The organism is Actinophytocola sp. KF-1 (genome assembly GCF_054661535.1).
This window is the reverse complement of record NZ_BAAFVK010000001.1, coordinates 127,225-149,576: the sequence shown is the minus strand read 5'-3', so window position 1 is coordinate 149,576 and position 22,352 is coordinate 127,225. Positions and strand designations below refer to the sequence as shown.

23 protein-coding genes and 1 pseudogene are annotated in these 22,352 nt (G+C 72.3%); 10 read left to right on the top strand and 14 right to left on the bottom strand.

The features are described 5' to 3' along the window. Positions 1-2: 2 nt before the first annotated feature. Positions 3-1,166 carry an acyltransferase family protein gene (locus ACYQ77_RS00720; RefSeq protein ID WP_459706362.1) on the bottom strand — a complete coding sequence of 388 codons (1,164 nt, stop codon included), beginning with the start codon at positions 1,164-1,166 and terminating at the stop codon, positions 3-5. A gap of 78 nt (positions 1,167-1,244) precedes the next feature. Next, complete coding sequence (locus ACYQ77_RS00715; protein WP_459706360.1) at positions 1,245-2,411, bottom strand: acyltransferase family protein; 1,167 nt, start codon at positions 2,409-2,411, stop codon at positions 1,245-1,247. Between the two features lie 181 nt (positions 2,412-2,592). On the opposite strand from ACYQ77_RS00715, the gene ACYQ77_RS00710 reads away from it, so the two are divergent. From ACYQ77_RS00710 to ACYQ77_RS00695, 4 genes are read left to right on the top strand one after another with little or no spacing between them, the layout of a single operon-like run. After that, positions 2,593-3,366: an SDR family NAD(P)-dependent oxidoreductase gene (locus tag ACYQ77_RS00710; protein ID WP_459706359.1), complete on the top strand. Its 774-nt coding sequence runs from the start codon at positions 2,593-2,595 to the stop codon at positions 3,364-3,366. 19 nt (positions 3,367-3,385) lie between these two features. Then, complete coding sequence (locus ACYQ77_RS00705) at positions 3,386-4,963, top strand: outer membrane protein assembly factor BamB family protein (protein WP_459706357.1); 1,578 nt, start codon at positions 3,386-3,388, stop codon at positions 4,961-4,963. A 21-nt stretch (positions 4,964-4,984) separates the two neighbouring features. Next, a complete protein-coding gene (locus ACYQ77_RS00700; protein ID WP_459706356.1) occupies positions 4,985-5,989 on the top strand; it encodes a methyltransferase in 1,005 nt (334 codons plus the stop codon). Next, positions 5,983-6,837, top strand: coding sequence for an LLM class flavin-dependent oxidoreductase (locus tag ACYQ77_RS00695; RefSeq protein ID WP_459706354.1), 855 nt, complete (start codon positions 5,983-5,985; stop codon positions 6,835-6,837). Before ACYQ77_RS00700 ends, ACYQ77_RS00695 begins: the two co-directional genes overlap by 7 nt. A 16-nt stretch (positions 6,838-6,853) precedes the next feature. On the opposite strand, the gene ACYQ77_RS00690 is transcribed toward ACYQ77_RS00695, so the two are convergent. Continuing rightward, complete coding sequence (locus tag ACYQ77_RS00690) at positions 6,854-7,657, bottom strand: SGNH/GDSL hydrolase family protein (protein ID WP_459706352.1); 804 nt, start codon at positions 7,655-7,657, stop codon at positions 6,854-6,856. Between the two features lie 97 nt (positions 7,658-7,754). Between ACYQ77_RS00690 and ACYQ77_RS00685 the strand changes: the two genes are divergently transcribed. From ACYQ77_RS00685 to ACYQ77_RS00660, 6 genes are read left to right on the top strand one after another with little or no spacing between them, the layout of a single operon-like run. Further along, entirely contained in the window at positions 7,755-8,240 is a 486-nt protein-coding gene (locus tag ACYQ77_RS00685) for a cupin domain-containing protein (RefSeq protein WP_459706350.1), read from the top strand. A 6-nt stretch (positions 8,241-8,246) separates the two neighbouring features. Beyond that, the gene (locus ACYQ77_RS00680; protein ID WP_459706348.1) at positions 8,247-9,173 is read left to right on the top strand and encodes an amidohydrolase family protein; all 927 of its coding nucleotides are present in this window, start codon (positions 8,247-8,249) and stop codon (positions 9,171-9,173) included. Then, positions 9,170-9,910 (top strand): SDR family NAD(P)-dependent oxidoreductase, encoded by a 741-nt coding sequence (locus tag ACYQ77_RS00675; RefSeq protein WP_459706346.1) that lies wholly within the window; start codon positions 9,170-9,172, stop codon positions 9,908-9,910. Before ACYQ77_RS00680 ends, ACYQ77_RS00675 begins: the two co-directional genes overlap by 4 nt. Positions 9,911-9,933: 23 nt before the next feature. Then, positions 9,934-10,311 (top strand): SchA/CurD-like domain-containing protein, encoded by a 378-nt coding sequence (locus ACYQ77_RS00670; protein WP_459706344.1) that lies wholly within the window; start codon positions 9,934-9,936, stop codon positions 10,309-10,311. A 58-nt stretch (positions 10,312-10,369) separates the two neighbouring features. Beyond that, entirely contained in the window at positions 10,370-10,513 is a 144-nt protein-coding gene (locus ACYQ77_RS00665; protein ID WP_459706342.1) for a hypothetical protein, read from the top strand. A 10-nt stretch (positions 10,514-10,523) separates the two neighbouring features. Next, the gene (locus tag ACYQ77_RS00660) at positions 10,524-11,114 is read left to right on the top strand and encodes a phosphoribosylanthranilate isomerase (RefSeq protein ID WP_459706340.1); all 591 of its coding nucleotides are present in this window, start codon (positions 10,524-10,526) and stop codon (positions 11,112-11,114) included. Positions 11,115-11,123: 9 nt separating this feature from the next. Here ACYQ77_RS00660 and ACYQ77_RS00655 read toward each other — a convergent pair. The 11 genes and pseudogenes from ACYQ77_RS00655 to ACYQ77_RS00605 all read right to left on the bottom strand — a co-directional run. Next, a pseudogene (locus ACYQ77_RS00655) lies at positions 11,124-11,945 on the bottom strand (DMT family transporter); the annotation flags it as partial. A gap of 9 nt (positions 11,946-11,954) precedes the next feature. Beyond that, entirely contained in the window at positions 11,955-13,256 is a 1,302-nt protein-coding gene (locus ACYQ77_RS00650; RefSeq protein WP_459706338.1) for a Gfo/Idh/MocA family protein, read from the bottom strand. After that, positions 13,253-14,344, bottom strand: a complete 1,092-nt coding sequence (locus ACYQ77_RS00645) for an Ldh family oxidoreductase (protein WP_459706337.1) — start codon at positions 14,342-14,344, stop codon at positions 13,253-13,255. The genes ACYQ77_RS00650 and ACYQ77_RS00645 overlap by 4 nt, the downstream gene beginning before the upstream one ends. Next, positions 14,341-15,615, bottom strand: coding sequence for a M20/M25/M40 family metallo-hydrolase (locus tag ACYQ77_RS00640; protein WP_459706335.1), 1,275 nt, complete (start codon positions 15,613-15,615; stop codon positions 14,341-14,343). Before ACYQ77_RS00640 ends, ACYQ77_RS00645 begins: the two co-directional genes overlap by 4 nt. Next, positions 15,608-16,435: a sugar phosphate isomerase/epimerase family protein gene (locus tag ACYQ77_RS00635; RefSeq protein ID WP_459706333.1), complete on the bottom strand. Its 828-nt coding sequence runs from the start codon at positions 16,433-16,435 to the stop codon at positions 15,608-15,610. Before ACYQ77_RS00635 ends, ACYQ77_RS00640 begins: the two co-directional genes overlap by 8 nt. Further along, complete coding sequence (locus ACYQ77_RS00630) at positions 16,432-17,535, bottom strand: DegT/DnrJ/EryC1/StrS family aminotransferase (RefSeq protein WP_459706331.1); 1,104 nt, start codon at positions 17,533-17,535, stop codon at positions 16,432-16,434. The genes ACYQ77_RS00635 and ACYQ77_RS00630 overlap by 4 nt, the downstream gene beginning before the upstream one ends. Further along, a complete protein-coding gene (locus ACYQ77_RS00625; RefSeq protein WP_459706329.1) occupies positions 17,532-18,653 on the bottom strand; it encodes a DegT/DnrJ/EryC1/StrS family aminotransferase in 1,122 nt (373 codons plus the stop codon). The genes ACYQ77_RS00630 and ACYQ77_RS00625 overlap by 4 nt, the downstream gene beginning before the upstream one ends. After that, positions 18,650-19,609 carry a Gfo/Idh/MocA family protein gene (locus ACYQ77_RS00620; RefSeq protein ID WP_459706327.1) on the bottom strand — a complete coding sequence of 320 codons (960 nt, stop codon included), beginning with the start codon at positions 19,607-19,609 and terminating at the stop codon, positions 18,650-18,652. Before ACYQ77_RS00620 ends, ACYQ77_RS00625 begins: the two co-directional genes overlap by 4 nt. Next, positions 19,606-20,391 (bottom strand): tryptophan synthase subunit alpha, encoded by a 786-nt coding sequence (trpA, locus tag ACYQ77_RS00615; protein WP_459706325.1) that lies wholly within the window; start codon positions 20,389-20,391, stop codon positions 19,606-19,608. The genes ACYQ77_RS00620 and trpA overlap by 4 nt, the downstream gene beginning before the upstream one ends. Next, positions 20,375-21,568 (bottom strand): tryptophan synthase subunit beta, encoded by a 1,194-nt coding sequence (trpB, locus tag ACYQ77_RS00610; RefSeq protein ID WP_459706324.1) that lies wholly within the window; start codon positions 21,566-21,568, stop codon positions 20,375-20,377. The genes trpA and trpB overlap by 17 nt, the downstream gene beginning before the upstream one ends. Beyond that, on the bottom strand, positions 21,565-22,347 hold the full coding sequence (locus ACYQ77_RS00605; RefSeq protein WP_459706322.1) for an indole-3-glycerol phosphate synthase TrpC: 783 nt from the start codon (positions 22,345-22,347) through the stop codon (positions 21,565-21,567). Before ACYQ77_RS00605 ends, trpB begins: the two co-directional genes overlap by 4 nt. Positions 22,348-22,352 lie beyond the last annotated feature (5 nt).

Here is a 22,352-nt window from a genome sequence, read left to right as displayed (position 1 = left end):
TGTCAGCGCACCGGGGCCGGCGCCTTCCGATTCGGGCGGGCGTAGCGGCGCATCAGCGGCTTCTCCACGTACGTGTGCAGCAGTGCCGCGAAGCCGAGCGTGACCGCGAACGTCACCACCCCGAACCCGAGCCAGAACGGCAGGCTCCACTGCGCGTCCCACTGGTCGCCGTTGATGGCGCCCTGGCCCCAGCTCATCACGATCTTGTGGAACAGGTAGAAGGCGAACGACGCCTCACCGAGCCACACCATCCGCCTGCCGCGGAACGGGGTCCACTCGCCGCGGATGTCCTTCATCGCCAGGTAGGGGATCACCAGGACGATCGACAGCGCCGGCAGCGCCACCAGGCCGAGCAGGTACGACGGCGAGTTCATCGCGAGGACCTGGAACACCACGAACACCGCGGCGACCGGGAACCACGTGATGCGCGGGAACTTCCCGGCCAGCACGACCCTGGCGAGCACGATGCCGAACACGAACTCCAGCGCACGCACCGGCGGGAACCAGTACGTCAGCCACAGCTGGTCGAACGACACCGGGCCGAGCGTCGGGTACGGGATCTTCGGCGTGCCGGGCACGAGCAGCTCGATCAGGACCGGCGCCGCGACGATCGCACCCAGCGACAGGCCCGCCGCCAGCCACAGGCGGTGCACCGGGATCCTGTTGACGGCCCACAGCAGCAGCGGGAACAGCGCGTAGAAGAACACCTCGCAGGTCAGCGACCAGCTCGGCGCGTTCATGGAGATCCAGTAGTCCAGGTCCGGCACCCAGGTCTGCACGAGGAAGATGTTCGCCAGGTTCGGGCCGCTGAACAGGGCCTCGCCCGCCGCGATCATCAGCAGTGCGGTCACCAGGAACGTCACCCAGTGGTTGGGGAAGATCTTCACGAACCGGCCGCGCCAGAACGTGCGTGCCTTCTCCCCCGGCCGCGCGCCCCAGGTGAGCACGAAACCGCTCAGGATGAAGAAGAACGACAATCCGGCGTGACCGGCGCGACCGACGACGGAATGGATCCCGAGGCCGGTCGCGCCACCCACGTAGCCGAGGTGGAACAGGAACACGAGCACGGCCGCGACCCAGCGCAGGCCGGTGAGGGAGTGAAGTCGGGGCGCGTTCTGCCGCACGCGCTGCTCTGCCGCGACGGGTGCGGCCGTAATGGTTGCCATGTCGCCCAGCTCTTTCGTTCGTACCGTCACTTGCTTGCCGCAAATGGGACGGCCGCACCCTCGATGGCGGCTCGAGAACTAATCGGACAGCACGGTACGAGGTGCTCGAGACCGCCCGAACCGGTTGAGGCACGGGATCTCGACGAACCGGTACAACGCGGCGGCGGCGACCAGCGTGATCGCGAAGCACGCCACCGAGAACAACAGCCACTGCGACACCGGCCACGGCGCACCCCACTGCTCGTCGCCGCCCGTGAAGACCTGCTGCAGGTACGTCATCACGATCTTGTGCACCATGTAGAACGCGAACGACACCTCACCGAGCCACACCATGCGCTTCCCGCCGAACCCGGTCCGCCGTCCGGTGGCGTCCGCGTGCGCGACCGCCGCGATCAGCAGTGCCACCGGCAGCGCGGGCGCCGCGGACGTGCTGACGAGGTAGGAGGTGTCGGCGACGGCGAGCGCGAACACCTGGCCGAGCACGACGAGCAGCGCCGCGGCGGGGATGTGCACCGCGATCCAGCGGCCCTCGCGGACGATCCGCGCCAGCACGATGCCCAGCACGAACTCGAACATCCGCGACAGCGGGAAGAAGTACACGAGCCACAGCTGGTCGAACGAGATCGGGCCGAACGTGTCGTACGGGATGCGCGGCTGGTCGGACACGAACCCCTGCACCAGCAGCGGCACCGCGACGATCGCCGCCGCCACCAGGCCGGCGGTCGCCCACAGCGCACGCACCGGCACCCGGTCGAGCAGCCGCTTCCACGCCGGGAAGGTCAGGTAGAACACGAGTTCCGCCGCGAGCGACCAGCTGACCGAGTTGACCGAGATCCACGCGTCCAGCCGCGGGATCCACGTGTGCACGAGGAAGAAGTTCGGCAGCACGTCGGCGAACGCCAGCACCTGCCCGGTCAGCAGCATCAACGCGATCGTGATCGCGAACGTGGCCCAGTGATTCGGGACGATCTTCGCGAGCCGCCGTCGCCAGAACGCGACGACCCGGTCGTTCGGGCGGGCGGACCACGTCAGCACGAAGCCGCTGAGGATGAAGAAGAACGCCACACCGAGGTGGCCGGCACGGCCCAGAACGGTGTGCAGCGCGGTGCCGGTCGGGCCACCGACGTAGCCCAGGTGGAACACGAAGACCAGCAGCGCGGCGACCCACCGGAGTCCGGTGAGCGACGGAAGTCGTGTTTGGACGGTTGACGTCCCGCTCGAACCTTTGTCCACGATTGTTGCCATTGCGGCTGCCTTTCCCTTAATGTCTGATTCGCTATTTCCGAACTTATGCAGAAATTCGTCCCGCTTGCGCGTCGAGGGCGACTCGAAGGCCAGTCGAGAGGAATTCGGATCCCATTCGGGGTGGGACACCGGACCCGTGACGGTGGGACGTCCCGACGAGACACTGGACAAGGAATTCGCCATGACAGCAGTGATTTCGCGCTACCCCGGCATCAGCGGCCGGGTGGCGGTGGTGACGGGCGGCTCACGGGGCATCGGCGCGGCCCTGAGCAGGCTGCTCGCGGCGCAGGGCGCGTCGGTGGTCGTCAACGGGCGCGACAAGGAGGTGATGGACCAGGTGGTCACGGACATCCGCGCGGCGGGCGGCCAGGCACACCCGGTCGTCGCCGACGTCACCGACCCGGACGCGGTGCGGCGCCTGCGCGAGGAGACCGAGCGCGTGTTCGGGCCGGCGGAGCTGCTGGCGGTCGTGGCCGGGATCGGCGGCAGACCCAGCGCCGTCGAGGACGTGACGCCCGAGGCGTGGCGGGCCGGTCTGGAGGGCAACCTCACGTCCGCGTTCCTCACCCTGCGGGAGTTCCTGCCCGGCATGAAGGAACGCGGCGCCGGCGCGGTCGTCACGATGTCGTCGAACTCCGGGCGGCTGCCGTTCCACCCCGCACCGCAGTACGCGGCCGCGAAGGCCGGGCTGCTGATGCTCACGCGGGAGGCGGCCGACCAGGCGGCGAAGGCCGGTGTGCGGGTCAACGCGCTCGCACCCGCGACCACCATGAACGACACCATCCGGGCCAACGCGTCCGAGGAGCAGATCCAGCACCTCGGCCGCACCTTCCCGCTCGGCCGGATCGGCACCCCCGAGGACAGCGCCGAGGCGGCCGCTTTCCTGCTCAGCGACGCCGCCTCGTGGATCACCGGGGCGACGGTCGACGTCGCCGGCGGAAAGGTCATGGTCTAGCGGCCCGAGGAGGTCCGGCGTGCGCGTACGCAGGTGGGGAACGGTGTTGTCGGTGCTCGTGGCCGTGCTGCTGTGCACGGCACCGGCGAGCACCGGCACCACGGCACCGTGGACCCCCGGCTGGGACAGCTGGAACGCGGGCCTCGCCGGTGCGCGCCACGCCGCGGCGGAACGGCGGATCACCCCGGGCAACGCGGCGAACCTGAAGCTCAAGTGGGCTTTCCAGCTGCCGCGCCTCGCCAACACCATGGGCAAGAGCCAGCCCGCGGTGGTCGACGGCACGCTGTACGTCGGGTCCACCGACGGCACGATCAACGCGCTCGACGCGAAGACCGGCGCCGCCCGGTGGACCTTCGACACGGCCGCCGTCGGCAACCAGCACAGCTCGGCCATCTGGTCCGGCCCCGCGGTCGTCGGCGACCGGGTTTACGTGGCGGGCCAGTCCGGCTACCTGTACGCGCTCGACCGCTTCGACGGGGCGCTCGTGTGGGCGCGGCGGGTCGCCGACCACCCGCAGGCCAACTTCACCAGCTCGCCGGTGCCGTACCGCGGCAGGCTCTACATCGGACTGTCCAGCTACGAGAGCGGCACGCAGCAGGACTACCCGTGCTGCACGTTCCGCGGCCAGGTGATCGCGGTCGACATGGCGACCGGCGACGTGGCGTGGCGGTACCACACGGTGCCGGCGCCGCGACCCGACGGCACGTGGCCCAACGGGGTCACGCGGTACGCGCCGTCGGGTGGCGCGGTGTGGGGAACGCCGTCGATCGACACGCGCACCGGTGTGCTGTACGTGGGCACCGGCCAGAACTACACCGGCAACGAGGGCGACTTCGACACGATGCTCGCACTGTCCACCCGCGACGGCTCGGTGGTGTGGAAGCGCCGCATGACCGACGTCGACACGTGGCGGCTGCTGTGCCGCAACCCGTCCGCGACCGGCTACTGCGAGGGCGCCGACGGCGACGCCGCCCTGGACTTCGACCTCGGCGCGGTGCCGAACCTGTTCACCGCGGGCGGGCGCAGGCTCGTCGGCATCGGGCAGAAGACCGGCGTGTACCACGTGTTCGACGCGCTGACCGGGGAGCTCGTGTGGCAGCGCGAGCTGGGGCTGCCCATCGCCAACGGTGGTGACGGCGGCATCCAGTGGGGCGCGAGCTACGACGGCGAGAAGCTGTACGTGGCCACGTACATGGCGCGGCCGGGCACGCTGTTCGCGCTGAACCCGGCCGACGGCGACATCGTGTGGCAGACACCGAACCCGGCCGACGGCTGCCAGTGGGGCGGCGCGGCGGAGTTCCCGCAGATGTGCACGCTCGCCCACACGCCCGCCGTGACCACCAGCCCCGGGCTGGTCTACCTCGGCAGCATGGACGGCAAGTTCCGCGTGTACTCGTCGCGCACCGGCCGGGTGCTGTGGCAGTACGACACCGTGCGCGACTTCGCCGCCGTCAACGGGCCGGGCCGCGGCAGCGCCGTGTCCGGCAACGGCGGCGCGGTGGTCGCCGACGGGATGGTCTACGTGCACTCCGGCTACTACCCGTTCTACCCGAGCCCATCGGACAAGGGTTTCGTGCTACTCGCTTTCGGTTTGTGACTAGGTAAGGAGAGCAGGGACGTGACGGAGAAGCCGACGGTCGCGGACATCACCGCGTTGCAAGAGCTGATGTTCCCGTCAGCCGCCATGTGTGTGCGGGTCGCCGCCGAGTTGCGGCTCGCGGACCTGCTCGCCGACGGACCGCTGCCGGTCGCCGAGCTGGCCACCCGCACGGGGGCCGCTCAGCGGCCGCTGTCGCAGGCGCTGCGGATCCTCGCGGTGGAGGGCGTGTTCGTGGAGGTGTCGCCGGGCGTGTTCGCCAACACGCCGCGCTCGACGCTGCTGCGCGAGGGGGTGCCGGACTCGCAGTACGTGATGGCCGGGCTGGGCGCCGCGGACTGGCTGTGGGACAGCTACGGGCAGCTGGGGCACTCGATCCGCACCGGCGGTCCGGGGTTCGAGAAGGCGTACGGCACGAACCTGTGGGCGTGGCTGGGCCGGAACCCGGGTGCGGCACGGCAGTTCAACGACGCCATGGCCGAGTTCTCGGCGACGTTCGGGCCGCGGATCGTGGCGTCGTACACCAAGTTCGGGGACGCCGACGTCGTCGCGGACCTGGGTGGCGGCACGGGCTCGTTCGTGTCGGCGATCCTGTCGCGGTACCCGTCGGTGCGCCGCGGTGTGCTGGTGGACCAGCCGTCGGTGATCGAGCAGGCCCGCGCGGGCGACGTGCACGAGCGGCTCGACTTCTTCCCCGGCGACTTCTTCGCGGACGTGCCCACCGGGATCGCGCTGTACACGACGAAGCAGATCACCCACTCGTGGAACGACGCGCAGCTGGTGTCGCTGTTGAAGCGGTGCCGGGACGCGTCACCGGACGCCCGGTTCGCGGCGGCGGAGCTCGTGCAGAGCCACGACGCGTCCCGGTTCCTCCGGCAGTTCGACATCATGATGTACGCCACCATGGCCGGCTTCCTGCGCACCGAGGACGAGTACGCGGACGTGTTCGCGCAGGCGGGCTACCGGCTGACCGCCATCGTGCCGACCGGCACGCCCTTCTCCGTCATCGAGGCCTCGCCATGTTGATCAGCATCGGACTGCCCACCACCGTCCCCGGCACGCCCCGCGACTCGGTGCTGGAGTGGGCGCAGGAGGTCGACCGTTCCGGGTTCTCCGGCGTGGCGACGCTCGAGCGGCTGGTGTACGACAGCTACGACAGCCTCACCACGCTCGCCGCGGCGGCGGCCGTGACGAAGCGGGCGAAGCTCATGTCGTCCATCCTGCTCGGCCCGCTGCACGCGAACGTGGCCCTGTTCGCGAAACAGGTCGCGACGATCGACAAGCTCTCCGGCGGCCGGCTGACCGTCGGCATCGCGGCTGGCTCGCGCCCGGACGACTTCACGGCGAGCGGGGTCCCGATGAAGGGGCGCGGGGCGGCGCTCGCCAGGCAGGTGACGGAGGCACGGGCCATCTGGGCCGGTGAGCGACGCGGGTTCGCGGGCGGCATCGGGCCGGCCGGCGGACCGCCGGTGCTGCTCGGCGGGCACTCCGGGCCCGCCATCGACCGGGCCGCGCGGCTCGGGGACGGGTGGATCTCCGGCGGCGGCGGGGTCGACATGTTCCGGGCGGGGGCGGAGAAGTTCCGCGCAGCGTGGCGCGATCACGGGCGTGCCGGGTCGCCGCGGGTGGTGGCGCTGTCGTACTTCGCGGTCGGACCGTCCGCTGCCGAACTGGCGGACGAGTACCTGTTGAAGTACTACGCGTTCGCGCCGCCGTACGCGGGCATGGTGCGTGGGACCACGCCGGCGGGCGCGGCCGCGCTCCGGGAGACGATCGAGAAGTTCGACGCCGCAGGGTGCGACGAGCTGGTGCTCTCACCGTGTGGCAACGACATCGCGCAGTTGCACACCCTGCGGGAGACGTTGCACCTCTAGAGCCGGCGCCGGACGGTCAGCGCGTCGCCGTCAGGTGTTCCACCAGAGCGCGGGCCGTCGCCGTCTGGCCTTCCAGTGTCGGGTGGACGCCGTCCGGGCCCTGGTAGTCGGGGTTCGGTGGGATGCCGTACACCGCCTGCACGTCGACGACCGGGTCCGCGAACGCGCGGATCCGGTCGCCGAGTTCGACCAGGTCCGCGTTGCGCCACGTGGCCAGGCCGCGGCTGAACGGGACGAACGCGTCCACGCGTTCCTCGTGCACGGGAGGCGGGGTCAGCCACACCCAGTCGACGTCGCCGACCGTGGTGCGGAGGGCGCGCAGGACGCGTTCCGTCTCGTCGACCGAGGTCTGCAGTTCGCCGTTCACCCTGGACATGTCGCCGTTGCCCAGCATGCACAGCACCCAGTCGGGGCGGTCCTGGGCGAGCTGGGGCGCGAGCCTGCGCAGCGCCATGGCGCTCGTGTACGCGGACCGGCCGTGGTTGACGATCATCGGCGCGTCGCCGCGGACGTCCAGCAGGTGGCGCAGGATCTCCGGCCAGCCCAGCCAGTCGTCGGTGATGCTGTCGCCGACGGCCGCGACGGTCTGCCCCGCGGTGAACGGGAGGCGGGCGACCCGCTCGGCGAACTCGGCGTCGGTGAGCAGGCCCAGTGCGGCCTGCCGTGCCCGCGCGTCGTGTTCTGCCCGCAGTCGCTGGTAGGTGGCGAAGTCGAGGCCCAGCAGCTGCGCCATCGTCGCGGGCGTCATGCCGGGGAGGTAGTCGAATTCCTTGTCCAGGTGGGTGAAGCGGACGAACATCTCGATCATCGGATCGGGCACCCGGCAATGGTGGCACACCTCGACCCTTGTTGCACCCACCCTTGAGGACGCCTCGGTACAAATGTAGGTGGAATTCCTTATCTCCCAAGGAGTCTTCATGTCGGAAACGAAGCCGTTCCTGTGCGGGCCTTCCGAGGGGCGCGCCATTTGGCATTTCGGGTCGCTGGTGGTTTTCAAGGCCACGGGCGCGGACACGGACGGCCAGTACTGGCTCGCCGAACTGTCCTGCAACCGCGGTTACGGCTCGCCCGTGCACGTGCACGGCAACGAGGACGAGCTGTTCCACATCCTCGAGGGCGAGATGAGCATCGAGGTCGGCGGCCAGCTCTTCCACGCGACGCCCGGTTCGTCGGTGTTCCTGCCGCGCAACGTCCCGCACTCCTACAAGGCCGAGTCCGACACGGTGAAGACGCTCGTGCTGGGCACGCCCGCAGGCTACGAGGGCTGGTTCGTCGAGACCGGCACGCCGGCCGAGCGCCTGGAGATCCCCGCGTTCGACCCGAGCACGTTCCCCGACTTCGGCGCGGTCATGGCGTCCACGCAGAAGTACGGCGGCCAGGTCCTCGGCCCGCCCCGGGACTGACCACAGATGACCATTGACGTGCACGGGCATGTCACGCCGCCCGAGCTGTTGAAGAAGTTCCCCATGCCGCCGGTGCTCGGCGACGTCGACGGGATGATCGAGCGCAAGGCCGCGCTCGGCATCACGACGACCGTCGTCGGCAGCCCGGTCGGCTACGGCACGATGCTCCCGGTGCCCGGCAACGACAACTACGCCCAGTCGCCGGCCGACCTGTTCCGCTTCCACGAATGGGTGGCGGAGACGGTCCGGGACAAGGCGGGTGCGCTGACCGGGTACGTCTACGCCAACCCGTTCTCGGCCGACGACGTGGCGCGGGCCGCGGAGTGGTTGCGCGAGAAGGAGTTCACCGGGCTGATCGTGAACTCCTCGGTGCGCGGGGAGTTCCTGGACGACGCCCGCACCGACGACTTCTTCGCCATGGCCGAGGAAACCGGGGCGCCCGTGCTGCTGCACCCGCCCGCGGCGCCGGTCGCGGCCGGCGCGATGAAGAAGGTCGGCGCGATCGAGCACGTGGTGCGGCCGTGTGACATCACCATGGGTGTCGCGGCGATCCTCCTCGCGGGGCGGTTGCAGCGGTTCCCCGGGCTCAAGCTGATCGCACCGAACGCGGGCGGCGCGCTGGCCCTGCTGCGGGAAAAGCTCGACATGGCACAGCGCCGGGACAACGTGGCCGGACCGCCGATCAGCGAGCAGCTGACAAAGATCCATGTCGACACGGCGACACCGTCGCTCCCCGCGCTGAAGGCGGCGCTGGCGGTGTTCGGTCCGGGACAACTGCTGTTCGGCACGGACTCGCCGCCGCTCGCCACCTCGCTGGACGCGGCACTCGGCATGGTCGAGCAGCTCGGCCTGTCCGATGTGGACGCGGTGCTGCACCGCAACGCGGCGGCGTTGTTCGGGCTGGAGCAAGAGACTCTGAGGAGAGCGTCATGAGGGTCTTGGTCGTCGGCGGGTACGGCGGGCTCGGCACGGTGATCTGCGAGCAGTTCGCCGAGCAGGGCGCGCGGGTCGCCATCGCGGGCCGGTCGTTCGACAAGGCCACCGAGCTGGCCGACAAGCTGCGCGCGAACGACGCGACCGCGCTGGGTGTCGCGGTCGACGTGACCGACCCGGCGGCCATCGACGCCGCCGTCGCGACCGTGGTCGAGGCGTGGGGCGGCATCGACGTGCTGGTGAACTCGGCCAGCAAGCTGATCACCGTGCCCGCCGAGCACTTCGACCCCGTGCAGTGGGCGTCGGTGGTCAACGCGAACCTGGTCGGCGCGTTCCTGCTGTCCCAGTCGGTCGGGCGGCACATGCTCGAGCGCGGCGAGGGCCGGATCATCCACCTGTCCTCGGTGCGCGGCGACGCGGGCGGCCGGATGGGGTTCTCCGCGTACGGCGCCAGCAAGGCGGGGGTGAACCTGCTGGTCAAGCAGCTCGCCACCGAGTGGGGCGGGCGCGGGGTGACCGTCAACGCGGTCGCGCCCGGGTTCATGCGCACCGACTTCGTCGAGCAGGCGCAGCAGAACCCCCAGTTCGTGGCCCGCCTGCGGCAACGGATCCCGGTCGGCCGGTTCGCCGAGCCGGACGAGGTGGCGAGCGCGGTGCTCTACCTCGCGCAGCCGCTCGCCCGGTTCGTGAACGGGCAGGTCATCTACGTCGACGGCGGCGTGACCGCCAGCCACTGAAGCACCAAACGGAGGTTGAGGGAATGTCCACCTGGCACGCGCTGTACTACCCGATCAAGGAAGGCAGCGAGGAGGTCGTCAAGGAGCTGTTCCGCACCAGCGGGCGGCCGAACTTCGAGATCACCGGCCCGGACGGGCAGGTCGTCGGCAAGCTGCTCGCGACCATGGCGTTCGTCGGCACCGGCATCGCGATCCGCGTGATCGAGGTCGAGGGGCCGCTGCCGGTGGTGGCCGCGCACATGAGCAGGCAGCCGGAGGTGCGTGAGTTCGAGCGGCAGCTGGAGGAGCACCTGACCGAGCCGCGCGACATGGTCACCCCGGAGGGCGCGCGGGCGTTCTTCCAGAAGGCGGGCATGGAGAACGTGCTGAACCGGCGCGCACCGGGCGCGGCGGCGGCCTGATGGCGATCGGGGTCGCGCTGCCCAGCACGGTCCGGGACACGTCGGGGGACGCGGGCGCGTGCTCGAAGAGCAGATCGGCGCAACCCCGCTCCGCGAGACGCTCACGAGGCCGGCGGAGGCCCGCTGCGACGAGGTGCTGCTCGCACCCTGCGGCAACGGCCTCGACCAGCTGAAAGAGCTGCGGGAACACCTCGGCGAGTAGGGTGGTGCGCATGTTCGTGAAGGTCTGCGGGCTCCGCACACCCGCCGACGTCGACGTCGCGGTGTCCTCGGGCGCCGACGCCGTCGGGTTCCTGTTCGCGACGAGCCCGCGCCAGGTCGACCCGGCCACCGCCCGTTCGCTCGTGGCGGTGGCCGGCTCCGCGCTGACCGTCGGCGTGTTCCACAAGCAGCCGGTCGACGAGGTCCGCGCGATCGCGGAGGCCACCGGTGTCGACGCCGTCCAGCTGCACGGCGACTACCCGAAGGACGCCTTCACCGCGCTCGCCGACCCGCGGTGGCAGCTGATCCGCGCCGTCCCGTTCTCCGCGCCTGACCTGCGGGTCGGCGCGTACGGCGACGACCTCCTGCTCGTCGACGCGCCGAAGGGCGGGTCGGGCGAGACGTGGGACTACACGTCAGTCGCGGACCTCGGCGGGCAGTGGCTGCTGGCCGGGGGCCTCACCCCCGGTTCGGTCGCCGCCGCGGTCGCCGCCTCCGGGGCCTGGGGGGTCGACGTCTCCAGCGGGGTCGAGTCCAGCCGGGGGGTCAAGGACCACGGGCTCATCCGGGCCTTCGTGGCGGCGGCCCGGGGCCAGGCCTAGCACCACCCCGATCCCCACGATCACCGCGCCCGCGATGTCGGCCGCGGTGGGTGCCCCCGTGCCCAGCAGGAACGCGGCGACCACGGTGCTCGCCGGTGCGATCCCGGCGCACAACCCGGCCCGGTCGGCGCCGAGCCGCTGCAGGGCGACGTACCAGAGCACGAACGCGAGCGCCGTGACCACGACGGCGAGCCACAGGAGCGCAAGCACCTCGGCGCCGGCCGGCACCGGCAGCGGCTCGCCCGACGCGAACCCGGCGACGAGCAGCATGGGCGCCGCGAGCCCGGACGCGTACGTCGAGACCCGCAGCGGCCCCAGCCGCGGCAGGACCGGCACGGCGATCAGCGAGAACGCGACCTCACCGGCCAGCGAGCCGAGCGCCCACAGCAGGCCCGCGACGCTGCCGCCGCCGAAGCCCTGCGAGAGCGCCACCCCACCGGACACGACGACGGCCGCGGCGACCACCCTGGCCTGGGGTTTCGTCCGGGCGAACAACGGCCCGAGGACCGCGAGCACGATCGGCACGCCGCCGATGACGGCGCCGACGCTGGACGGCTCGGCGTGCTTGACGGCCTGGACGTAACAGACGTTGAACGCGGCAAGGCCCGTGCCCGCGAGGAGCGCGAGCCTGCCGAGTTCCCGCGCGGACAGGCGCAGGTGCGGCACCCTGCGCACGGCCATGATGAGCAGGAGGGTGAGGAACGCGCCCGCGTACCGCAGCGCCTGCCCCCCGAACGTCGGGTAGTCCTCGATGACCACCAGCACGGCGGCCGAGCTCCCGACGGTGACCATGGCGGTGACGCCACTGGCGACACCGAGCCCGTTCCTCATCTCCCGCTCCTACCTGGCCTCGACGAAGCGGACCACGTCCGCCACCCGGAGGTCGATGTCGCCCGCCGACACCAGCGTGTCCGTGTCGATCAGGATGTTGTAGTGGTTGGGGAAGTGGCACTCGTCGAAGCCCGCGACCGTCCCGATGCGACGGTCGCCGGCGTACACCTCGTCGCCCCGGCCGATGACGGTCGCGTCGGCGAACTCGACGAAGCCGAGGAAGCCGACGCGGTGGATCCGGTCGCCGGGGTCCTCGGGCTCGTCGGTGGTGGTCACGAGCTCGTGGATCTCGCCGGCCTGGATGGCTCTGGTCCGCCACTCCGACAGCCGCATGCCCCGGTCGTCCCGCGAGTGGTACAGCAGCTTCACCACCCTGGCCGTCGCCGCGCCCTTGCTGCTCATCCGCAGCCGGGTCTCCTTGCGCCGCGCCACCCGGTACGCCTCCTCGACGACCGCGACGATCTCCGGCCCGGGGTCCACCCAGTCCGGTCCGGCGATCGCGGCGCGGAACTCGGCGAGGATGCCGACGTACTCGTGTTCGAGGGACGACTTGAACTCGTCGTACCCCGCGAGCATGTCGGCGTGCAGCACCGTCCCGTCCCGGAGCGTCACCGACACGTCCTTGACCTCGCCCGTCGGCAGCGCCCAGTCCAGCTCGACGGTCACCGGGATCGCGTCCGGGGTCTCCAGCCGCACCTCGGCCACGAACTCGCAGCCGCCGCGGACGTCCCCGATCGACGCGTCCACCACGCGCATCGGGCCGACCAGGTGGCGCACCGAGTCCAGCGCGTTGGGGCCGTTGTCGATCAGGCACCCGCCGCCGCAGCGGGAGAGGTCGAGGTACCACGCGTCGCCGCCGGTGTGCTCGGCGATGTTCTCGTGGTACCGCGCCCGCACGGACGCGATCTCCCGCCGCTCCGGCAACGCGGCCAGCAGCTCCAGGAGGTTCGTGTTGTACCGGCGGTGGAACGCCGTGAACAGCGTCGCCCCGCTCGCCCGCGCGCGGCGCGCCATCTCGACGGCCTCCGCCGACGTCACGGCGAGGGGTTTCTCGCAGCAGACGTGGATGCCGCGGTCCAGCGCCGCGTGCACCGCAGGCGCGTGCAGGAAGTTCGGCAGCGTGATGACGACCGCCTCGACGCCGCTCTCGTCGAGCAGCTCCTCGTAGGAGGTGTACCTCGCCACGTCGAACGGGTCCATCCTGGCCTCGTCGAGATCGCACACCGCGGCCAGCGTCAGCTCCGGGTCGGTGTCCAGGGCACGCAGGAAGTACGGCGCGATGGCGCCGAGCCCGATCACTCCCACCTTCATGGCCGCATCCCCTCCGGTGCCTCGACGTCCAGCTCTCCCAGCAGGTCCGCGAACGCGACCGCGACGGGCTTGTCGAGCGGCACGCCGTCGCGGTCGGCCGCCTCCGCCCGCGCGGCCTCCGGCGCGCCCGGGTAGGTCACCGACGTGGCGTACCCGGCCGGCGGGCACGCGGCGACCGTGCTCAGCAACTCGGCGGCCCTGGCCTCGACGTCGTCGCCGAACGCACGGGTGTCGAGCGCGAGCACGAAGTGGCCGACGTCGGTGTCGTCCGCGGGTGGCCCGCCGTCGAGCACCTCCCGCCGCGGCCCGAACGCGGCGCCCGCGACCGGTCCGCACAGCAGGTCGACGAGCAGCCCGAGCCCGAACCCCTTGGCGCCACCGGTGACCAGCGACCCGCCGAGCCACTGCACGTCCGCGGTCTCGTCGACGTACGCCCGCGGCGCGGTGACCGGCGTACCGTCCGCACGGGACACGAGCCAGCCGGGCGGCACCTCCTCGCCGTCCCGCAGCGCGGCCTTCACCCGGCCGGTCGCGACGACCGTCGTGCTCATGTCGAGCACGAACGGCGCCACCGGGCCGGCGGGCACGGCCGCCGACAGCGGGTTCGTGCCGAGCATCCTGACCGCCCCGCCGAGCGGCGGGACCACGCCCTGCGCGCCGCAGTTCGTCATCGCGACACCGACCATCCCGCGGCCGGCGAGCCGGTGCGAGTAGTACCCGGCGGCACCGAAGTGCCCGCTGTTGCGCACCGCGACCGCCCCCACCCCGTGTTCGGTGGCCAGTTCGGCTGCCCTGTCGACCGCGAACGTCATCGTAACCAGGCCCAGCCCCGCACGACCGTCGACGACGGCCACCGCGCCCGCCCCGCCGACCACCTCCGGAGCGGCGGAAGCGGGGATCCGGCCGGACCGCAGACCCGGGGCGTAGTTGTTCACCAGCTGGTTGACGCCGTGGGTCGCGAAGCCGTGCCGGTCCGCGTAGCAGACCGCATCGGCGGCCGCGTCCGCCGCGTCCGCATCGAGTCCACATCGGACGAACACGTCCCGCACCGCGCGGTGCAGCGCGGCCGGTGGCACATGCACTGTCATGTCGAGGTCCCTCCAAAACGCCTTACCAGGTCACGGATCCGGGTCGCGTAGTCGTCGAGCGCGTCCAGCTCGACGTGCTCGTCCGGGGTGTGCGCGCCGTTCGCGTCGAGATGCCCCGGGCCGCAGATCGCGGTGTAGCCGGGGCTGTCGGCGGCCCAGATCGCGTCGCACGTGAAGGCCGTCCCGTCGGCGATCCCGTCGTGCCTCACCAGCCCGACGGACGCCAGCAGCGCCTCCATCTCACCGTCCCGATTGGACAGTGGCGGCAGGTCGCGCTTGAGCCAGTCGAGGCGCACGACATCCGCCCAGTCCTCGACCAGCCGTCGAGCGATGCTCGAGTTCCCGTGCTCCGCGGCGAACGCGGGACCGGCCGCGGCGACCAGCGTCTCGACCTCGAACGCCAGCCGGTCGGCGGCGCCACGGTCGAAGTACGCCAGGTTGAGCAGCAGCTGCCCGGTGCCGTACACGCGGTTGTGCGCGTCGCCGGTGTGCAGGCCCGCCACGCACACCTTCGCGCCGAGCCGGTCGGCGAGCGGCGCGAGGCCGCGGCCGAGGTACCCGGCGAGGAAGCCCAGCGCGAGCGTGGCGTTGTGGCCGTCACGCGGGTGGTCGTCGGTGCTGTCCACGCCGGCGACCGTGACGCGCGGGGTCATGGCGGCACTGCACGCGTCGAGCACCCGGTTGCCGGTGGGCTCCGCGAAGATCGTCAGCCGGCCGGCAACACCCTGGTCGACGAGCCAGCGCGTGCCGTAGCACCCCATGGCGCCGCCCTCCTCGCCGGGCACGCTGCACACCACGACCTCGACCCGCTCGGCCAGCGACGGGTCCTCGGCGAACGCCCGCGCGACGCCGACGATCGCGGCCACGCCCGGCCCCTTGTCGTCGACGGCGCCGCGGCCGTGCAGCGTGCGGCCGGTGAGCCGGGGCGGGACGTGCGGGCCGACGGTGTCGACGTGGAAGTTCAGCACGATCCGCCGCTCGGCGGGCTGCGCGTCACCGAACGCCAGCACCAGCGACGGCTGCGCCGCGAGGAACGACTCGTCGGCCACGTCCCGCACGGGCCGCGGCACGCCGGTCGCGGGCAGGTCGGCCACCGTCGGCGCGGTCAGCCACGTGCTGCGCACGCCGTGCAGTTCGGCGCCCTCGGCGAGGATCTTCTGCGCCTGCCGCACCGCTTCGGGGTCGCCGCCCTCCAACGGTGACACCGACGGCACGTCCATGAGCGCACGCAGCCAGTCCACGTCCGCGTCGCGCAATCCGATGTCACCCATCGAGCATCCTCAGGAACTTCTCCGCACACGTGCGGTAACCGGCTTCGAGCGTGGCTGGGTCGGCGGTGACCCCCAGGTGCGGGATGTGCGCGACGTGCGGTTCGAGGCTGTACCAGCCCTCGTAGCCCGCGTCGTCCAGCAGCCGCAGGCAGTCGGCGACCCCGGCCTCGCCGTCGCCCGGCACGCCGAACTCGACGCCGCCGCCGGTGCGCACGCCGTCCTTGACGTGCACGTGCGCCACCCACGGCAGCACGTCCCGCAGGAACGGCAGCGCGTCGTAGCCGTAGGCGAGGCCGTTGCCGACGTCGAACAGCAGCCGCAGGTGCGCGCTGTCCACCGTGGTCACGAGGTCGACCGACGCGGCCGCCGACGTCGACGCCCAGCCGTGGCAGTTCTCGTGCAGCAGCACCACGTCCAGCTCCTCGGCGAGGCGGGTCAGCCGGGTGAGCCGCGCCAGCGCGGCCGCCCGCCACTCCGCGTCCGGCCTGCCGTCGTTGGGGTACGACATGACCCGCAGGTACCGGCAGCCGACCAGGCTCGCGACCTCCGCGGTGCGCCGCAGGACCGCGAGGTCCGGGGCGAGCGGAGCGCCGACGGACGTGCCCCAGTTGCCGATCGGGGTGGCCACGACCGGCACCTCCAGGCCCGACGCGAGGACGCGGGCAGCCATCAGCGCGGCCTGGGCGTCGGTCAGCTCGTGCAGCCCCCGGCCGTCGATCGTGCGCAGCTCCAGCCCTTCGAGACCCAGCTCGCGGTGGATGCGGAGCTGGTCGGCGAGACCGGCGGCGGCCTCGTCGCCGATCCCGCTGACCCTGGTCACGACCCGCTCCGGAAGAAGCGGGCGACCAGCTCAGCCACGCGGTCCACCTCGGCCAGCGGCTGCTCCGGGTACAGCGGCAGCGCCACGCACTCCTGCGCGAGCCGTTCCGCGTTCGGGAAGTCGCCCGGGCCGTGCCCGAGATGCGCGAACGCGGGCTGCAGGTGCAACGGCTTCGGGTAGTACACGACGGTCTCGACACCGTGCTCGGCAAGGAACGCCCGCAACCGGTCCCGTTCCGGCACGCGCACCACGTACGTGTAGACCGACCGGTCACCGAAGCCGTGCGGTGCGGCGACCTCCGGCGGCAGCGCGGCCGCGTACCGCTCGGCCCGCTGCCTGCGCGCGGCGAGCTGGCGGTCCAGCGTGGGCAGCCGCCGCAGCAGGAACCCGGCGACGATCTCGTCCATGCGGCAGTTGAAGCCGACCAGGTCGTGCCGGAACCGGACCGCGCCCTGGCCGTGGTTGCGCAGCGCGCGGACGGTCGCGGCCAGCTCGTCGTCGGCGGTGACGACCATGCCGGCGTCCCCCGGCCCGCCGAGCGGTTTCGCGGGGAAGAAGGAGAACACGCCCACGTCACCCGCGGTGCCCGTGCGGCGGCCCGCGACCGTGCCGCCGAGCGTGACCGCGCTGTCCTCGACGAGCTTCAGCCCCCGCCGCGACGCGAGCGCGTGCAGCCGGTTCATGGGCGCGACCTGGCTGAACAGGTGCACGGCCATGATCGCCTTCGTGCGGTCGGTGACCGCGGTCGCCGCGGCGGCCGGGTCGAGCGCGTAGTCGACGAGGTCCACGTCCGCGAACACCGGGGTGGCGCCGGTCAGCGCGATCGTGCTGGCGGAGGAGACGAACGAGAAGGCCGGTGTGACCACCTCGTCGCCGGGGCCGATGCCGAGCGCGGTCAGCGCGAGCGTGAGCGCGCCGGTGCCGCTGGCGCAGCCGATCGCGTGCGCGGTCCCGACCTGGCCGGCGATGGCCGCCTCCAGCGCGGCGACCCGGGACTTGAGGATGAACTCGTCGGACTGGCCGACCTCGCGGACCACGTCGACGAGGTCGTCGACCCAGCCTTCGTAGCGGCGGTCGAACGCCGCGAAAGCGATCGTCATCGGGCCCTCCTCGGGTCGTGGAAGTCGCGGATCAGGTCGGCGACGTGGTCGACCTGCTCGGCGGTCAGGTCCGGGTAGAGCGGCAGGCCGACGGCACGCTTCGCCGCCGCTTCGGCGACCGGGATCGGGTGCCGCGGCAGGTGGACGAGCGCGGGCTGGTGCGGCATGGGCCGCGGGTAGTACACCTCGGTGCCGACGCCGTGCGCGGCGAGGAACTCGACCAGCTCGTCGCGGCGGTCGGTCTCGATGAGGTACACGTAGAACGTCAGGCCCCCGTCCCCCTTCGCCGGGGCGAGGTAGGGCGTGTCGACGATCTCGCCGAGCCGCTGCGTGTACCGCTCGGCCAGCACGCGCCGGCGCTCGATGTCCTCGTCGAGGTGCTCGAGGCGGGTGACGAGGACCGCCGCCTCGATCTCGTCGCAGCGGCTGTTGTAGCCGAGGTCCTGGTACTCGTAGGCGCCGTCGGTGGTCTGCCCGTGGCACCGCAGGCGGCGGACGCGGGCGGCGACCTCGTCGTCGTCGGTGAGCACGGCGCCCGCGTCCCCCAGCGCGCCGAGTGTCTTGGTGGGGAAGAACGACAGGACGCCCGCGGTGCCGAACAGTCCGGCGTGGACACCGCCCTGCCACATGCCGATGCCCTCCGCGCTGTCCTCCAGGAGCAGCAGGCCGTGGCGCTCGGCGACCTCCGCCAGCTCGACCATCGGCGCGAGCTGGCTGAACAGGTGCACCGCCATGATCGCCCTGGTGCGCTCGGTGATCGCGGCCTCGACCCGGTCCGGGTCGAGCGCGTACGAGCCGGGCAGGACGTCGACCATGACCGGCGTCGCGCCGGCGTGCAGCACCGACGACGCGGTGGCGAAGAACGAGTACGCGGGGACGATCACCTCGTCGCCGGGCCCGACGCCGGCGGCGCGGAGCATCATGATCAGCGCGTCCGTGCCGTTGCCGACCACGATGACGTGCTTGGCGCCGGTGTAGTCGCACAGTTCCCGTTCGAGCCGCTCGACCCACGCGCCGGACGTGAACCGGCCCGACTCGGCGATCTCCCGGATGCGCGGCTCGAGCACCGGCCAGTCGCGGCGCATGGTCTTCGCGCCGGAGAAGAAGGGGACACTCATGCCGCGTACTCCTCGTCGATGGTGCGTGCGTGCTGGGTGGCGTCCTCGACCAGCTCGGCGACCCGCACGTGCAGTGCGAGGTCCCCTGGCGGTGGTGGCCCGTCGCCCGCGAAGTACGCGTAGGCGGCGTCGAGGAACTGGGTGATCGGCAGGTCCCGGACCAGCTCCCGGTCCCGGCCGGGCAGGATCACCTGGCCGGTGTGGTCGTCGGAGCTGATCGGGTAGTGGGCGACGAGCGTGCCGCGGGTGCCGGTGACGCGCAGGCGCCGCAGGCGGACCGGGCACGTCAGGTCCGACATGAGCCGGGTCGTGACGCGGTTCGGCTGGCGCAGCGTGACGTCCACGCCACCCGCGCCGGGCAGTTCCGTGCCGTCCGGCAGCGGCATGCCCCACGTGAGCGTGTCGGCCAGCTCGCCGGGCCCGCCGCCCAGGTGGAGCGCGAGCAGGAGCTGGTGCGGCAGCTCGACCTCCGTGGCCTGCGCCGCGTCGACCGCCCCCGCGGACCGGGTGAAGCGCGGCTTCATCTGTTCCATGCGGATCGAGCGGACCGGGCCGATCACGCCGTCGGCGATGGCCTGCTCGACGCGGCGGGTCACCGCGCTCGACAGCCACACCCCGACCGGCACGATCCGCGTGCGCCCGGCGAGCGCGGCGATGGCACGCGCCTCGCCAGCCGTGGCGGCGATCGGCTTCTCCAGCACCACGTTGCGCGCACCCGCCGCGGCGAGCCACCCGAGCACGGCGTGGTGGTCGGCGACCGGCGTGGTCACGTGGAACACGGCCCGGTCGAGGTCGACCCGCTCCAGCGCGGCGGCCACGGTCGGCAGCCACGTCACCCCGGGCGCGGCGACCGGGCGCGGGTCCACCGCGACGATCTCCGAGCGCCCGAGGCGGCGCAGGCTCGCGTGGTGCAGGTCCCGCCCGGCCCGGCCGTAGCCGACGATGACGGGGATCATCGTGTCGCCGCCGTCAACGCGGACACGGTGTCCCGGACCGCCTCGATCCGCCCCGCCGCGTCGTCGGCCGCGCCGATGGCCCTGGCCAGAGCGCTGCCGACGATCACGCCCTCGGCGTGGCCGCGGAGACGGGCGACGTGCTCCGGCGTGGAGATGCCGAAACCGACCGCACGCGGGGTGTCCGTGAGCTTCCCCAGCCGGGCGAGGAAGTCGATCAGCCCGGGGTCGAGGTCGGCGCGGACACCCGTGACACCGTTCGTCGCCAGGCAGTACAGGAAGCCGCGGCTGGCTTCTCCATTGGCGGCGAGGCGCTCGTCCGGGCTGCCCATGGCGGCGAAGAACACCGTGTCGACGTCCTTCGGCCGGGCCGCGGCGATCAGGTCGTCGGCCTGGTGCGCGGGCACGTCCGGGATGATCAGTCCGTCCACCCCGACCTGCGCGCACGTGTCGGCGAGCCGCTTCCAGCCGTAGCGCAGGAACGGGTTCACGTACCCCATCAGGGCGATGGGTGCGTCCACACCGGACGCCCGGATTTCCGCGACCAGGTCGAGCACCAGCGGCAGCGTGGTGCCCGCCGCCAGCGCGACCCGGCCGCACTCCTGGATCACCGGCCCGTCGCCGAGCGGGTCCGAGAACGGCACACCCAGCTCGATCACGTCGGCGCCCGCCTCGACCGCGGCCGTCACCAGTCCGACCGTCTCCGCCGGGTCCGGGTAGCCCGCGCACAGGTACGCGACCAGCGCCATGTCCTCCCGCGCGAACGCGTCACCGATCCTGGTCATCGGTCTCCTCCATGCCGAGCGCGGCCAGTGCGGTCGCGAGGTCCTTGTCGCCGCGGCCGGACAGGTTGACCAGCACGTTGCCGCCCGGGAAGTCACCTGCCAGCCGCAGCGCGGCGGCGACCGCGTGCGCGGACTCGAGCGCCGGGATGATCCCCTCGAACCGGGACAGCAGCGCGAACGCGTCCAGCGCCTCGGCGTCCGGGACGCCCACGTACGTGACCCGCCCGGTGTCCCGCAGGTGCGCGTGCTCCGGGCCGACGGCCGCGTAGTCCAGGCCGGGGGCGACCGACGAGGTGTCCCGCACCTGCCCGTCCTCGTCCTGCAGCAGGTACGACAGCGCGCCCTGCAGCACGCCCGGCTGCCCGTACAGCAGCGGCGCCGCCTGGTGGCCGAGCCGCTGCGAGCCGTCGCCCGTGGCCTGCGCGCCGAACAGCGGGACGGGATCGTCGAGGAACGCCCGGAACACACCGATCGCGTTGCTGCCGCCGCCGACGCACGCCACCACCGCGTCCGGCAGCCCGCCGGTGGCCTCGACGACCTGGCGCCGCGCCTCCCGGCCGATCACCGACTGGAACTCGGCGACGATCGACGGGAACGGGTGCGGTCCGACCGCCGACCCCAGCAGGTAGTGCGTGTCGTTCGGGTCGGCGAGCCATTCGCGGATGGCGGCGTTGACCGCCTCCCGCAGCGTGCCCGTGCCCGCGTCGACGAGCCGGACGTCCGCGCCGAGCAGCCGCATGCGCTGCAGGTTCGGCGCCTGGCGCCGCGCGTCGACGGCACCCATGTAGATGACGCAGTCGAGGCCCAGGTACGCGCAGACCGCCGACACCGCCACCCCGTGCTGGCCCGCGCCCGTCTCGGCGACGATCCGCTTGCGGCCCATGCGCCGCGCCAGCAACGCCTGCCCCAGCGAGTTGTTGATCTTGTGGGCGCCGGTGTGCGTGAGGTCCTCGCGCTTCAGCCACAGCGTCGTGCCGCCGTCCGCGCCGAGCTGCCGCAGCCGGGTGATCGGCGTGGGCCTGCCGACGAACTGGGCGAGGAGGGTGTCCAGTTCGGCCGTGAAGGTCTCGTCCGCCTGCGCCGCGTCGTACGCCTCGGCGAACTCGGTCAGCGGCGGGACCAGGGTCTCGGTGACGAACTGGCCGCCGTAGTCGCCGAAGAAGCCGTTCCCGATCACGCCGCCGCCTCCCCGCGCGTCGGCACGCCGGTGAGCGCGCGCACGGCCTGCTCCTGGTCGGGGCTGGTCAGCAGCGTCTCGCCGATGAGGCAGCCGGAGAACCCGAGCTCCGCGACCCGTTCGACGTCGGCGCGGTCCCGCAGGCCGCTCTCGCTGACCGCCGGGATCTCGGCGGGGATCAGCTCCCGCAGCCGGGCCGAGTTGCGCAGGTCGACCTCGAACGTGTCGAGGTCGCGGTTGTTGACGCCGACGAGCGTGGCGCCCGCGGTCAGCGCGCGGTCGACCTCGGCGGCGGTGAACGTCTCGACGAGCGCGTCGAGGCCGAGACCCCGCGCCGCGTCGAGGATGTCGGTCAGCAGCGGATCGTCGACCGCGCGGACGATCACCAGCACGGCGTCCGCACCTGCCGCGTACGCCAGCTTCACCTGCCGCGTGTCGACGACGAAGTCCTTGAACAGCACCGGAACACGCACCGCGTCGGCCACCTGCCGGACGAGGTCCGCGCCGCCGCCGAAGAACTGCTCCTCCGCGAGCACGGACACCGCGGCGGCCCCACCGGCCTCATAGGACAGTGCGAGCGGCACCGCCGCGTCCCGCGGCCAGAGGTCCCCTTTGGACGGTGAGCGCGGCTTGACCTCGGCGATGATGCCGACGCGGGGGCCGCTCACCGCCTTGGTGAACCGGCCGGGGCGCAGCGGCCGGGTGCGTTCCCCCGGCAGCGTGCCCGCGATGCCCGCCCACTGCTCCCGCTTGTGGGCGATGATCTGGTCGAGGTGCATCTGTC

Coding starts and splice junctions, on each gene's coding strand:
- ACYQ77_RS00720 (WP_459706362.1), bottom strand. CDS start 1,166: ATGGCAACCATTACGGCCGCACCCGTCGCGGCAGAGCAGCGCGTGCGG.
- ACYQ77_RS00715 (WP_459706360.1), bottom strand. CDS start 2,411: ATGGCAACAATCGTGGACAAAGGTTCGAGCGGGACGTCAACCGTCCAA.
- ACYQ77_RS00710 (WP_459706359.1), top strand. CDS start 2,593: ATGACAGCAGTGATTTCGCGCTACCCCGGCATCAGCGGCCGGGTGGCG.
- ACYQ77_RS00695 (WP_459706354.1), top strand. CDS start 5,983: ATGTTGATCAGCATCGGACTGCCCACCACCGTCCCCGGCACGCCCCGC.
- ACYQ77_RS00685 (WP_459706350.1), top strand. CDS start 7,755: ATGTCGGAAACGAAGCCGTTCCTGTGCGGGCCTTCCGAGGGGCGCGCC.
- ACYQ77_RS00680 (WP_459706348.1), top strand. CDS start 8,247: ATGACCATTGACGTGCACGGGCATGTCACGCCGCCCGAGCTGTTGAAG.
- ACYQ77_RS00675 (WP_459706346.1), top strand. CDS start 9,170: ATGAGGGTCTTGGTCGTCGGCGGGTACGGCGGGCTCGGCACGGTGATC.
- ACYQ77_RS00670 (WP_459706344.1), top strand. CDS start 9,934: ATGTCCACCTGGCACGCGCTGTACTACCCGATCAAGGAAGGCAGCGAG.
- ACYQ77_RS00660 (WP_459706340.1), top strand. CDS start 10,524: ATGTTCGTGAAGGTCTGCGGGCTCCGCACACCCGCCGACGTCGACGTC.
- ACYQ77_RS00650 (WP_459706338.1), bottom strand. CDS start 13,256: ATGAAGGTGGGAGTGATCGGGCTCGGCGCCATCGCGCCGTACTTCCTG.
- ACYQ77_RS00645 (WP_459706337.1), bottom strand. CDS start 14,344: ATGACAGTGCATGTGCCACCGGCCGCGCTGCACCGCGCGGTGCGGGAC.
- ACYQ77_RS00640 (WP_459706335.1), bottom strand. CDS start 15,615: ATGGGTGACATCGGATTGCGCGACGCGGACGTGGACTGGCTGCGTGCG.
- ACYQ77_RS00630 (WP_459706331.1), bottom strand. CDS start 17,535: ATGACGATCGCTTTCGCGGCGTTCGACCGCCGCTACGAAGGCTGGGTC.
- ACYQ77_RS00625 (WP_459706329.1), bottom strand. CDS start 18,653: ATGAGTGTCCCCTTCTTCTCCGGCGCGAAGACCATGCGCCGCGACTGG.
- ACYQ77_RS00620 (WP_459706327.1), bottom strand. CDS start 19,609: ATGATCCCCGTCATCGTCGGCTACGGCCGGGCCGGGCGGGACCTGCAC.
- trpA (WP_459706325.1), bottom strand. CDS start 20,391: ATGACCAGGATCGGTGACGCGTTCGCGCGGGAGGACATGGCGCTGGTC.
- ACYQ77_RS00605 (WP_459706322.1), bottom strand. CDS start 22,347: ATGCACCTCGACCAGATCATCGCCCACAAGCGGGAGCAGTGGGCGGGC.